9 protein-coding genes and 1 pseudogene are annotated in these 13,469 nt (G+C 46.7%); 5 read left to right on the forward strand and 5 right to left on the reverse strand.

Features of this window, described 5'->3' with window-relative positions; translation table 11 throughout:
• A pseudogene (locus B5D50_RS14060) lies at positions 1-578 on the reverse strand (RNA-guided endonuclease InsQ/TnpB family protein); the annotation flags it as partial.
• Between the two features lie 413 nt (positions 579-991).
• On the opposite strand from B5D50_RS14060, the gene ilvD reads away from it, so the two are divergent.
• A complete protein-coding gene (gene ilvD / locus B5D50_RS14065; RefSeq protein ID WP_078923281.1) occupies positions 992-2,842 on the forward strand; it encodes a dihydroxy-acid dehydratase in 1,851 nt (616 codons plus the stop codon).
• A 112-nt stretch (positions 2,843-2,954) separates the two neighbouring features.
• Complete coding sequence (locus tag B5D50_RS14070) at positions 2,955-4,352, forward strand: mechanosensitive ion channel domain-containing protein (protein WP_078923282.1); 1,398 nt, start codon at positions 2,955-2,957, stop codon at positions 4,350-4,352.
• A gap of 24 nt (positions 4,353-4,376) precedes the next feature.
• Here the strand turns inward: B5D50_RS14070 and B5D50_RS14075 are convergent, their stop codons facing one another.
• The 3 genes from B5D50_RS14075 to B5D50_RS14085 all read right to left on the reverse strand — a co-directional run bounded on the left by B5D50_RS14075 (position 4,377) and on the right by B5D50_RS14085 (position 8,252).
• The gene (locus B5D50_RS14075) at positions 4,377-5,708 is read right to left on the reverse strand and encodes a DEAD/DEAH box helicase (protein ID WP_078923283.1); all 1,332 of its coding nucleotides are present in this window, start codon (positions 5,706-5,708) and stop codon (positions 4,377-4,379) included.
• A 312-nt stretch (positions 5,709-6,020) separates the two neighbouring features.
• Complete coding sequence (locus B5D50_RS14080) at positions 6,021-7,517, reverse strand: aldehyde dehydrogenase (RefSeq protein WP_078923284.1); 1,497 nt, start codon at positions 7,515-7,517, stop codon at positions 6,021-6,023.
• A 15-nt stretch (positions 7,518-7,532) separates the two neighbouring features.
• On the reverse strand, positions 7,533-8,252 hold the full coding sequence (locus B5D50_RS14085; protein WP_078923285.1) for a GntR family transcriptional regulator: 720 nt from the start codon (positions 8,250-8,252) through the stop codon (positions 7,533-7,535).
• A gap of 192 nt (positions 8,253-8,444) precedes the next feature.
• Between B5D50_RS14085 and B5D50_RS14090 the strand changes: the two genes are divergently transcribed.
• The 3 genes from B5D50_RS14090 (at position 8,445) to B5D50_RS14100 (ending at position 11,811) form a co-directional block, all read left to right on the forward strand.
• Positions 8,445-9,788, forward strand: a complete 1,344-nt coding sequence (locus B5D50_RS14090; RefSeq protein ID WP_078923286.1) for a glutamine synthetase family protein — start codon at positions 8,445-8,447, stop codon at positions 9,786-9,788.
• A 318-nt stretch (positions 9,789-10,106) separates the two neighbouring features.
• Positions 10,107-11,084, forward strand: coding sequence for an agmatinase (gene speB, locus B5D50_RS14095; RefSeq protein ID WP_078923287.1), 978 nt, complete (start codon positions 10,107-10,109; stop codon positions 11,082-11,084).
• 7 nt (positions 11,085-11,091) lie between these two features.
• Positions 11,092-11,811, forward strand: coding sequence for a glutamine amidotransferase-related protein (locus B5D50_RS14100; protein WP_078923288.1), 720 nt, complete (start codon positions 11,092-11,094; stop codon positions 11,809-11,811).
• A gap of 42 nt (positions 11,812-11,853) precedes the next feature.
• Here the strand turns inward: B5D50_RS14100 and B5D50_RS14105 are convergent, their stop codons facing one another.
• On the reverse strand, positions 11,854-13,392 hold the full coding sequence (locus B5D50_RS14105; protein WP_078923289.1) for a hypothetical protein: 1,539 nt from the start codon (positions 13,390-13,392) through the stop codon (positions 11,854-11,856).
• Positions 13,393-13,469 lie beyond the last annotated feature (77 nt).

Raw genomic sequence — 13,469 nt, forward strand, 5'->3', positions numbered from 1 at the left:
ATGGCTTTAACACGCTGCTTCTTGTTAGCACGTTGAGCAACCGCTAGTTTAGGTTCTAATTCACGATAAAACTGTTCGGACTCGAGCTTTAAGCCATTGCTACAGGTAGCAGTGGTTTTTAAACCTAAGTCAATGCCTACTTCTCCGGTGGCTGAGGAGGTGGCTTGCGCGGCTTCAACGACAATATTGAAATACCAGCGACCTCGAGCATCTTGAGAAAATGAACCCGAACGAAACGCAAATTGAGCCAGCCCGTAGCTATCCCATACCTTGAAGTAGTGGCCTGCAAAATAAACTTGCCCGCTTTTCCACTTGGCGGCACTTGCCTTAAACGGAACCCACCCCAAGGACCGCCGTGCTCCACCGGATACTCGCCAGCGCAGCTTATCCGTTTTGAATTGACGACGGGCTTTATGGTGAGCTGCAATCACTTCTTGGACCGTGGTTGAATGAAAGATAAATCCACGTTCCGCTTTAAGGCGCTTCAAGTCTTTTTGCAGATCAAACGCAGAGAAATTCGTTCTTAACCGACCCACTTCGGGAATAGGTATATCGGAATAATTCCGCCGTGATTTCATTCGCCACATTCCAGACCTGATTCACCTCAAATGCCATTCGTTCAAGGATCGGCTTGTGCTTATCCTTGATGCGAACTTTGAGCGTTTTGAGATTGGTCTTTTCTGTCATAAGGCTTATTATACATAACTTATTCTAACTATTAAAAAATCAGTCTATGAATGTTCGTACAGGTCGACTTGAATCACTTTGAATCACTGAATAAGCGACCGCAGCAACTGCAGCGGTGGTGCAATGAAGCTTGCTGTAGTCGGCTTAAGCAAGCTGAAATAGTCAGCCACCCTTTGTGACAAGGATACTATAAATTAATTGCACGTCTTGAATTGTATCCTCACAAGATAAACCCTATGTGACTCCCCGCGCTTCCGGCGTTAGAATGCTCATTTATCCAGAATTTTTGCTCAGGAGAGATCTCATGCCCGTTTATCGTTCCCGCACCTCCACCGCAGGTCGCAATATGGCTGGCGCACGCGCGTTGTGGCGTGCTACCGGTATGAAGGATGATGATTTTCAAAAACCGATTATTGCAATTGCTAACTCCTTCACCCAATTCGTACCGGGGCATGTGCATTTAAAAGATTTAGGGCAGATGGTTGCCCGCGAAATTGAAGCTTGCGGCGGGGTAGCTAAAGAATTTAATACCATTGCGATAGATGATGGAATTGCGATGGGGCATAGCGGCATGCTGTATTCACTACCTTCCCGCGAAATTATTGCTGATGCGGTTGAGTATATGGTCAATGCGCATTGTGCCGATGCCATTGTCTGTATCTCTAACTGTGACAAGATTACCCCCGGTATGCTGAATGCGGCGATGCGTTTAAATATTCCGGTAGTCTTCGTATCGGGGGGGCCAATGGAATCGGGCAAAGCGCTCATCAATGGCAAAACCGCGAAATTGGATTTGATTGATGCGATGATCTCCGCCGCAAATCCTAATGAAACCGACGAGAACGTGACCAAAATGGAGCGCTCTGCTTGCCCCACTTGCGGCTCTTGCTCAGGGATGTTCACCGCCAACTCGATGAATTGTTTAACGGAAGCCTTGGGTTTAAGCTTACCCGGCAATGGCTCGTTACTCGCCACCCACGCAGATCGCAAAGAGCTATTTTTACGTGCTGGGCGATTAGCTGTGGAATTGGCAAAACGGTATTACGAACAAGATGATAGCTCGGTACTACCGCGCTCAATTGCAAATAAAGCAGCTTTTGAAAATGCCATGTGCCTAGACATTGCGATGGGTGGCTCGACTAATACGGTGCTACATTTATTGGCTGCGGCACAAGAAGGCGAAGTTGATTTCACAGTCTCAGATATTGACCGTTTGAGTCGTAAAGTACCCAACTTGAGCAAAGTCGCCCCTGCAACCCAGCTTTACCACATGGAAGATGTACATCGTGCAGGGGGCGTGATGGGTATTTTGGGTGAATTAGATCGTGCGGGTTTAATCAACCGCGATTGTGGCAGCGTGCATAGCACGAATATAGGTGCTGCCTTGGAACAATGGGATATTATGCGTAGCCAAGACCCTGCTGTGCATACTTTCTTCAGCGCAGCCCCTGGTAATGTACCGACCCAAGAAGCCTTCAGCCAAAACAAACGCTGGGAAGAACTCGACACTAATCGTGAAGGTGGCTGTATTCGTGATAAGGCGCATGCTTATTCACAAGATGGTGGCTTAGCGGTGCTATTCGGTAATATTGCTTTGGAAGGTTGTGTCGTAAAAACAGCGGGTGTGGACGAAAGCATTCTTAAATTCTCCGGCCCTGCGCGCATTTTTGAATCGCAAGATGCTGCTGTCAGCGGGATCTTGGGTGATAAAATCAAAGCGGGTGATGTTGTCATTATTCGCTATGAAGGCCCACGTGGTGGCCCGGGTATGCAAGAAATGCTGTATCCAACCTCCTATCTAAAATCCAAAGGCTTGGGCAAAGTCTGTGCCTTGATTACCGATGGACGCTTCTCAGGTGGCACGTCTGGCTTATCCATCGGACACGTTTCCCCCGAAGCAGCCGAAGGGGGAGCGATTGGCTTGATCGAGGAAGGCGATACCATCGACATTGATATTCCGAATCGCACCATCAATGTCCGCCTCAGTGATGAAGCCCTCGCCAGTCGCCGGGTTGCGATGAATGCACAAGGCTCAGCGGGTTGGAAACCTGTCAACCGTGAACGTCAAGTCAGTGCAGCACTCAAAGCCTATGCAGCGATGACCACTTCAGCATCACGCGGAGCAGTCCGTGATGTCAGTCAGTTGGAGAGATAAAACTCAGCGCTTAGGAAGCCTCTTCAAGAGGCTTCCTTAAGAAGGTATGGTATTGGTAATTTGTTTGTATACAGCATCACCACTTTAGCTATCAATCATTGGCAGGATTTTAATGAAACACCGATTGCACTTTGCCTTGTTCCTCAAGCTGTGTTCTGTCTTTGCTGCAAGTATTCGTGAGGGCTTAAGACAAGCGCTACGAGTTATTAGTTTGAGTGTTTTACTGTTAACTAGCCTGAGTGTAAGTGCTCAAGCGGCTACTGATCCCTTTGTCAATTTATTGAATGCTAATAGCCAAGCTGCGCCAGTGACTCAATTATTAGATGGCAAAGTGATTAGCACAGATATTAGCGCAGCTGATGATGAGAAAATCGAAAAGCGATTAACGCAGATTTATCAAGAGATCGACACTTTTAAAGCGCTGAAAGTGAGCGTTAAAAATGCCATTGTCACGATCACAGGTGAACTCAACTCAACTACGGATGCAGTACGTGCCTTGCAATATGCAAGACAAATTGAAGGGGTCATCGGGATTAATAATAAAATCACGATTAATCGCAGTGTAGGCCGCCGCTTAGTGAGTACGTGGAATCGGATTACGGGCATTATTAAAGATGGGATTGGTAGCTTACCTGTATTATTAATTGCAGTTTTAGTATTTTCTGGTTTTTGGTGGTTAGGCCGTTGGTTGTCAAAACGCCAAAGCTTTTATCGTCACCTCAGTGATAATTATTTTATTTCGAGTTTAATCGGCCAGTTCGTTAATATTTTAGTAATCGGCACCGGCTTTTTAGTAGCCCTGATTATCCTCGATGCCACCAGCTTAGTAAAAACCATTTTAGGAGCAGTGGGGATCGTTGGCTTAGCGATTAGCTTTGCAGTCCGTGATACTGTCGAAAACTATATCGCGAGTATTTTGCTAAGTATCCGCAATCCTTTTAGCATGCATGATCTAGTGAAAATTGATGCTCAAGAAGGGCGGGTCGCTAGCCTGAATTCACGGGCTACTATGCTACTAGCAGCCGATGGAAGTTATATTCGGATTCCTAATTCCACGGTATTTAAAGCGATTATTATTAATTACAGTTGCAACCCCAAACGGCGCTTCAGTTTTGATCTAAGTATTGATAATGATCAAAATGTTCGCGTTGCTCAGGCCTTAGCTAATAAGGGCATGGAGGCTACTGAGGGTGTGTTAGACGATCCAAAACCTAATGTTTTGATCCAAGATTTGATAGAAGAAAAAGTCGTTTTACGTCTACAAGGCTGGGTTGATCAGGAAAAGCATAGCTTAGGTAAAGTTCGCAGCCAAGCGATTCGGGAAGTTAAGCGATTATTTGATGAGGCTGGCATTTTCTCAATCGAGCCAGCTATCAACGCAGACCCTCCGCTGCAGGAAGATTTAGAACACCTCAAACTGAATGATATTAGCCCTGAGCAGAAAGTCTTAGCGGAACAAGTGAATAATGAAGAGAATTTGCTTAGCCCTAAAGCACCTAAAGAGTTTTAGAACTTTAGGCGCTGAGGGCTTTACTTAACCCGTTTTGCGTTGGGTACTGCGCGAGCGCCGTGAGTTTCGAGCACGACTCCCCGGTTCAACCGCTTTGAGGTTTTTGGCCGCTTTCGGTTTAATCGGCAGGGCTTTAGCACTGATTGCTTTGCCTTTATTGGCTTTAGCCGGGGCATGAGTATTGAGCGCTGTTTTTTGTTTAGGTGCAGTATGTGGCACGCTATGATTCGGCTCAAAACCATCGACTTGTTGGCGTTGGAATTTACGCTTGATCAGCTTCTCAATATCCAGCAGTTGTTTAGCTTCATCCGCACAGACTAAAGAAATTGCCTGCCCACTCGCACCTGCACGGCCTGTACGCCCAATCCGATGGACATAATCTTCCGCCACTTGGGGAAGATCGAAATTTACCACTTGGGGGAGTTGATCAATATCAATCCCGCGTGCAGCTATGTCGGTTGCGACTAGAATCTGAGTTTTGCCTTGCTTAAAGCCAGCTAAAGCCTCAGTCCGTTGGTTTTGGCTTTTATTGCCATGAATGACAGCGGACGAAATCCCAACGCTTTGCAATTGGCGAACTAAGCGATCAGCCCCATGTTTAGTTTTACTGAATACTAAAGCTTGTTGCCATTGTTCTTCTTGAATTAAATGCGTGAGTAAAGCCGTTTTCTGAGCCTTATCGACTTCATAAATCGTTTGCTCGACAGCCACTGCCGTGGAGTTTTTCGGACTAACGCTAATCTCAATCGGCTGCTTTAAAATACCTTTAGCGAGATTACGAATCTCTTCTGAAAAGGTTGCAGAGAAGAGTAGATTCTGGCGCTGCTTGGGCAGGAGGGCGAGGATTTTGCGAATATCGTTGATAAAGCCCATATCCAGCATACGATCTGCTTCATCTAAGACGAGAATTTCTAGATCGTTAAACTGGAGGGCGTTTTGCTCATATAAATCCAACAAGCGCCCAGGCGTAGCCACCAACACATCCGCACCACGGCGTAAACGCATCATTTGGGGATTAATTTTCACCCCCCCAAACACAACGGCTGAATGTAGTCTGAGATGTTGCCCATAAGTAGCCACACTCTCATGGACTTGGGCGGCTAATTCACGAGTCGGCGTGAGTACTAAAGCCCGCACACGATTACTACGCACGGGTTTACCTAAATTTAAGCGGTGTAACAGTGGCAATGTAAACCCTGCGGTTTTACCCGTCCCGGTTTGTGCAGCTGCCATAATGTCGCTGCCTTTTAAAATAGCTGGAATGGCTTGAGCTTGAATCGGTGAGGGCTGGGTATAGCCTTTTTCTTGCACAGCACGGACTAAGGCCGCATCAAGGCCTAAATTTGAAAATGTCATGGTGTTCCCTTTAAGGTAACTTATCATTGCGCTAAAGCTGAAACGCTTAAAGCGTCAGCCGGATGCGGCATTCAGTAATTGGCACTCAAGGGAGGGGCTGATCTAGTGCATAAAGCAGGTGGGATCAAACAACTAAGGATGTCGCAGGTTCTGGTTATCTGTTTAGACAGTAAGCAGAGGGCGGTAACTTTAACATGGCCAAGGCTCTTAGCACAAATTTTTAAATGTATAAGTGAATAAATAAAAACCTTGCCTACACTTAGTTGGGCAAGGTTTAGACAGCGTTTAGGCAGGGTTTAAATCTTCGTTGGCTTATCTAATTTTCAGCCAAGTTGTTTTTAGCTCGGTGTATTTATCAAAAGCATGCAATGATTTATCACGTCCAATCCCTGATTGCTTATAGCCCCCAAAAGGCGTGGTTATATCATCGGCATCATAGCAATTAGCGTAAACCACACCCGCCTTTAAGGCACGGGCTGCTTGATAGAGAGTATTCACATTATCGCTCCATACGCCAGCGGCTAAACCATAAATAGATTCATTCGCCACGCGAATGGCTTCCTCGACCCCATTAACCGTAATCACCGCAAGCACTGGACCAAAGATTTCTTCTTGCGCAATACGAGCTTGATTACTCACTTGGTCGAAGACCGTTGGCTCAATATAACAGCCACCCGTGTCAATCCGCACTTGCTTACCACCAACGAGTAACTCAGCCTCTTGTTTGCCACTAGCGATATAGTCCATAACCCGCTCAGTATGGGTTTGGTCAACCATGGCGCCTAAACGAGTCGTTGGGTCAAGAGGATCTCCGGGTTGCATCTGCTGCGCAAATTGGAGCACTTTCTCGATGACCGCATCTCGAATCGGCGCATCCAAAATTAAGCGTGAGCCTGCAGAACACATTTCACCTTGATTAAAGAAAATCCCAAAGGCCGCTGCTTCAGCTGCAGCCTCCAAATCCCCACAGTCTGCGAGAATAATATGCCCTGATTTACCACCACATTCGAGGCCAACTTTCTTCATATTGGATTGGGCAGAGTATTGCAGAATGTATTTGCCCACGGCAGTTGAACCTGTGAAAAACACCCCATCAATATCCTCATGCAAACCAATCGCCTGCCCCGCATCCACCCCAAAACCAGTGACCACATTAAGTACACCCTCAGGCAGACCCGCTTCAGCGGCTAAGGCCGCTAACCGAATCGCAGTTAAGGAGGATTGCTCAGCGGGTTTTAAGACAATCGAGTTACCGACTGCTAAGGCGGGGGCTAGTTTCCAAGCAGCCATAATTAAAGGAAAATTCCAAGGCACAATCACCCCACACACGCCTAAAGGCTCGCGGGTAATCGTGGCGAGAATATTCTGTGCAGTCGGTGCCACTTCATCATAGAGCTTATCGACTGCCTCGGCATACCAACGGAAACAGCGGGCAGTGGCAGGAATATCAATACTTAAACTATCACGAATCGGTTTACCCATATCCAAGGTTTCTAATAAAGCCAGCTCATTGCCATGCTGCTCAATTAACTCGGCCAAGCGCAGTAAGACGGCTTTACGCTTAGCAGGCGGCAAACCTCGCCAACGCCCATCATTAAACGCCGCCCGAGCAGCAACTACGGCTTGATCCACATCAACTTGAGTGCAAGCGGCCACTTGAGTGAGGATACGGCCATCAATCGGGCTAATACAATCGAAAGTTTGCCCTGAGGCCGCGTGGACATATTGTCCATTAATAAAAGACTGGCCTTGAATGCTGAGTGTGCGAGCGTGCTCGGCCCAATTGACCGGATTAGCGAGTTTAGTCATGAAAATACTCCTAGCTTAAGCAGATAAAGCCTGCTCTTTAAAATGTGCGTGAATCCCCTCAAGGGCTTGGATAGACGCTAACCCATCGCGAATATCAGCCTCAATAGCCCGCCTTAAGGCAAATGCATTTTGCTGATGCAAAGCTTGTAAAGCTTCCTTGTGGCGATCAATGCGATAATGCTGCGTGAGCTTGTTTTTTGCAAAGCGCACAAACGGCCCTAATTGCAGCCAAATACTTTCAATTAAAGGCACCGCGACCTGAAAGGGATTACGTTGATATAAATAACGATGGAAATCTTGATTGGCTAAGCTTCCCTCTCCGGTATCATTATTTTGATATGCTAGATCAATCAAATGATCTAAACGCTCCAATTCAGCAAGGTGCTCAGGACGGCAATACGGTAAGGCACTTTCCGCCGCATGGGTTTCGAGCACAATCCGTAGTTCATACAGCTCTTTAAAGCGAGCGGCTGTCATTTGCGGTACCATGACGCGCCGATTATCCCGCACTTCGACCGCACCTTCGCAAGTCAGGCGGTGCAAAGCCTCGCGGATTGGCATTGGGCTGACATGCAGAACTTCGGCTAAACCACGAATAGTCAGTGGTAAACCCGGCTCAATTTGCCCACACATCAACGCTCGGCGCAGAGAGTGATAAACCCAGAGATTAACCCCTTGATCCGGCGTTTTCTCCAAGGGAGTTAAGGACAAAAGTGGAGAAGATTTGGCGTTCATGCTGTCCTGTAAACTGGCAATTAGGCTGGTATTATATGATCACATTATTCGGCATTTCCAGATGAAATTATAAGCAAATCGAGCTTGTAGGGTTTATAAATAACTAGTTTGACTCTTGACCCTAGGCATTTTCGTGATCACAATTAGATGCGCAGTGGCCAGCCGATGCCATTGTGTTGCGGAGAACTGGTCATGGATCAGCTAAACAATAATAGACAGACACCCGAACTTGATATTTTTATCACCGACCTTAATGGTAATCAGCGTGGCAAACGAGTCCCTGCCAGCTCAACCCATAAAATCCTCCAAGAAGGTTTCAAAATGCCACGCTCTATCCTTGGTCTCGATTTTTGGGGGGATGATATTGGTGGAGCAGTGCTGGCACTTGAAGATGGCGATAGTGATGGAGTTTGCCATATCGTCTCAACTAAACCGGTTCTCGTCCCTTGGGAGGCGGGCGAACATTATCAAATGCTGGCCATGATGAGTCATCCTCAGGGGTGTCGTTTAGCAACGGATCCACGCCAGCTGTTAGCCTGTGTCTTGCAGCGCTATACTGATCGAGGCCTCACTCCTGTGGTAGCGGCTGAGCTGGAGTTTTATTTATTAGATCTTGCCTCAGAGCGTGAAAATCGGCCGATTCCCTCGCCTTTATTGCCAGAGAGTCGCTTCGCACGCCCTAATCCCTATGCGATGCGTAATTTGAATCGCTTCCGTCCGATTTTAGAAGAGATTCGTTTTGCTTGTCAGGTGCAGGATGTACCTGCGGATTCGATCATTGCCGAATTTGGCGATGGTCAGTTTGAGGTGAATTTGAATCATGTCAATGATGCTTTATTAGCCGCTGATCAAGCCGTGATGTTTAAGCGTATCGTGCGCAATGTCGCACATAAACATGCGCATTTAGCGAGCTTCATGGCAAAAACTTATGGTGATGAAAGCGGCAGTGGTCTGCATATCCACTTTAGTGTAGTGGATCAAGCAGGGCAGAATATTTTCTCGAATGGTACTGAAGCGGGTAGCTCGGATTTAATCCATGCGGTCGGCGGGATACTCGCGGCCATGCAGGGGTCGATGCTGATTTTTGCTCCGCATCTTAATTCATGGCGGCGGTTACGCCCACGCAGTTATGCCCCGATTGCGGCTAATTGGGGCTATGAAAATCGGACTGTATCGGTACGCATTCCTGATAGCCCAGATGCAGCCCGGCGGATTGAACATCGCGTCTCGGGGGCTGATGCTAATCCTTATTTAGTAATCGCTGCGATCTTAAGTGCGGCTTTATATGGAATCGAGCATCAGCTGAATCCGGGTGCGGCCAGTACGGGCAATACCTATGCTAACCCGCAAGCTGAGCAAGTATTACCCACTCAGTGGTATGAGGCGATTGATAGTTTGCGCCAGAGTGCTTTAATGCGTCATTTGCTAGGTGATGCCTTTGTCGATTTATTTACTGCGATTAAAGAGCAAGAATTAGATAAATTTGCCAGTCACATCACTGATGCAGAGTATGAAACTTATCTAGGTGTGGTATAAGAATAGCTCATGTTTGAGCTTTAAACTGATGCAAGTTTTGTTGCAGCCATCTTGGTCTTTCAGTGAATACTGGGACTAAGAGCTTTAGCCATCTTAAATACAAGGGCGCATAATAAAGTGAAAGCTAGCCTTGGTGTTTGCTGGGTACTTTATAGGTGACTGTTTGTATATGGTGGCAACCGTTGCGGGTTTAGCTATGACTATCCTAGCTGACCCGCTACTTTTTAATGGCGAGCAATGGTTAGGCGTGGCGTATCGGTAAACCCATCTAGATAACCAGATAAAAGGAGCAATAAGAACCCTATGCAGGATTCAAACATGAAGACTGAACCCGAATACGGTGATCAAGCCTTCCGGCGTAAAGGCTTATTAGGTCAAGCACCTGAAATGACTTATGGCGGTGCTTTAAGCTTTTTACGCCGCAGCTATAGCCGGGATTTGCAAGGTGCGGATGTAGTCGTCAGTGGCCTGCCTTATGACTCGGCGGTAACTTATCGTTCAGGAGCGCGTTTAGGTCCTAGAGCGATTCGGGCTGCATCGGTGCAATTAGCCGAGTTAAAATCTTTTCCCTTTGGTTTTCAGCCGTTTGAGCACTTAGCCGTAGTAGATTATGGCGACTGCTTTTTAGATCCACATCACCCTGAAACCATCATCTCGACTATTGAAGCGCATATCAGCCAAATTTTAGCGGCAGGGGCTAGTCCCTTGACCTTTGGTGGCGATCATTTTGTGACTTACCCGATTTTGCGTGCTATTGCAAAGCAACATGGCCCAGTGGCACTCCTGCATTTTGATGCACATTGTGATACTTGGGACGATGATGGCACACGCTTTGATCATGGGAGTATGTTCTTACGTGCGAAACGTGAGGGGCTCATTGATGTTACGCATTCAGTGCAGGTCGGCATTCGTACTTATAATGACTCTGATCACGGCTTTAGAATTCTAACTGCTCCGTGGGTGCACCGTGAGGGTATTAAGCGCACGGTCGAAGAAATTTATGAGCGTGTCGGCAATCAAAAACTGTATTTAAGCTTTGATATTGATTGCCTCGACCCTGCCTTTGCACCGGGTACGGGTACACCGGTTGTCGGTGGTTTAAGCACTGCCCAAGCTTTAGGTATCGTGCGTTCTTTAGGGCAACTCAATTTAGTTGGGATGGATGTCGTTGAGGTCGCACCGGCTTATGACTTATCCGAAGTAACCGCTTTAGCAGCGGCTACTTTGGCGCATGATTATTTATGTTTACTGGCGGAAAAGAAAGGTGCAGTGCGCGCACCTATTGGTTTATTGTGAGATCACGATGTTAATTGGTATTTTAGAAACAGGTCGTCCACCTGAAGAGTTAAAAATAGCGTATGGCTCTTACGCAGATATGTTTAAGCGCTTATTAGGTGAGGCAGATAATCAGTTTGAATTTAGAGTCTATGCGGTTTTAGACGAGCAATTGCCAAGCAGCCCGCACGAGTGTGAAGCTTGGTTGGTGACGGGTTCACGGCATGGAGTCTATGAAAATTTGCCGTGGATGCTCAAGCTACAAGATTTCATTCGTGCTGTGTGGCAAGCCGAACGACCGATGATTGGTATTTGCTTTGGTCATCAGGTGATTGCGGCTGCTTTGGGTGGGCGCGTTGAAAAATCCACTAAAGGCTGGGGTGTTGGTCTGCAGGAATATACGATCAAGCAACCCCAAGCTTGGATGGGTGAGCAATACCATTTTACCTTAAATGCCATGCATCAAGATCAGGTGGTGGAATTACCTGCGAAGGCAGAAGTCTTTGCTAGCTCAGAATTCTGTGAATATGCAGGCTTAGTTTATGGTGGGCGGATTCTCACTTTCCAAGGTCATCCTGAGTTTTCTACCGATTTTGAAGAAGATTTATTGAAACTACGTCGTGGGACAGTGATACCAACACTGATTGCAGATCAAGCATTAAGCGATTTAGAGCAAGCTGAAGTAAAACCCGAAGCTCATAGCGGTGAGTGGATGGCGAAGTTCTTAAAGCAAGCGACGGGTGTCTAAGGACAAATGATGAACGAGCGGATGACAACGAAGCCAGTAGGATTACAAGCGATGCAATTTAGCTAATAACTGCTCGCGGGTATTGGGGTCGGGGATTTTATTCAGCCAAGCCAAGGCTTGAGCTTGTTCCCCTAAGACTAAGCAAGCCGCTGCTAGGAGTGTCATACCTTCTGCTTGGATTAAAGCGTCCTTGGGGCTAGCGGCCAATATTTCTTCAGCTACTTTGATAAACTCGTAAGCGGCGGCGGTTTGTGCAAACCGATGATAATCTTTAATAATTTGCAAGACTATCCCTAGCTTTTGAGTTTGAGCTGAATCCCCAGGTTCACTATCGACGATAAATAGCAAACTATTATTGGTGGCTCTTAAGTCTGCCAAGGTAGTGGCTAGCATGGCATGAGCCTGCTGATCCTGCCCTTGTAAGCGCAATAATAAACTGAAACTTGCACTCACGAGCGGCTGTTGGATAGCGGGTGCTCGGCTGAGTAAATGATTAAAAGTTCTGAGAATATCGGCATCATTGCTGTGGTGATTTTGCTTTCTTTCTGAATCAGCTACCTTTAATAGCATTAAGGCGGCCGCGTATTGATCCGTGAGTTGGTTGATGAAAGCGACCGCCAGCTCCGGTTTATTCAGCTCTAATAGGCGTTCTAATTTTTGATGATCCGCCTTAAATTGTTCAGGGCTAAGCTTATTTAAATAGGGATTGGGGCGGTCTTTTTCTAAGAGGGTTTTTAGCTGGTCTATTTGGGCTTGGCTAATAATTTGATGAGTTTTAGCGCTGTTTGGCTCAGTCGCGGATAAGGGTTCTCGTGTTGGCTTTGCTGCTAGATCGGAAGGTTCAGCTAGCTCAGCGGTCAGGGTTTTAGTATTCGGCCCCGCTGCACCTTCGAGTTTTTGCAGCCCCAAGGGCGGTTGTGAGGCTAAAGTGTGTGTTTCTTTACGTTGAATGCTAGTGATAATTAGAATCCCTGCCAACAACATCAAAGCAATGGCGGTAACTCCAATTGCAATATCGAGGGGGCGCTTAGTACTTTCTAGGCTAATTTGTAATTTTGCTTCACGTCTTAATTGTTCCTCCTCACCTAAGCGCGCACGTGCTAAAGCTTCCCGCATTAATTTATCTTGTTGGAATTTATAAACGCCACTTTCTTGGGTAGGATTATCTTCACGCCGTGGATGGCGTTGGTATTTCTCTGCGACTAAATTACAGTTTTGGCAGGTATTCATTCCCGACTTACTGCGTGGCTGTTGATGCTGACAAGCCGGGCAGATGTGAAGATCCTTGGTGGTGTTCTCTACTAAGTTTAATTTTTCAACCGTCTGCTGTAAGGTCGGGCGTATCGAGGTTTCTACCATTAGCTCCCGAAAGCGTTTTTGGTAGTACTCGGCTTCATCTTGAGTAATATTTTCTAAGACGGCTGTTTTACTATCTGGGAATAGCAAGCCTTCAGAGAGTTTATATTCAATATAGGGATCACCTTCTTTATCTAGCAATACCAGCAAATCACGCACCAAATGGTCGACAGGTTCGACCGAGGCGTGATGCTGAATAACAAGATCGTAATGGTGCTCCAACATCGAAACCTAAACCTTATTGTTATGATTTTTTGCATCTTAATGACACAATAATGGCGCTAAGTTAACGGTTTGTAAGT

Source organism: Thiothrix eikelboomii (genome assembly GCF_900167255.1).
Lineage (GTDB): Bacteria > Pseudomonadota > Gammaproteobacteria > Thiotrichales > Thiotrichaceae > Thiolinea > Thiolinea eikelboomii.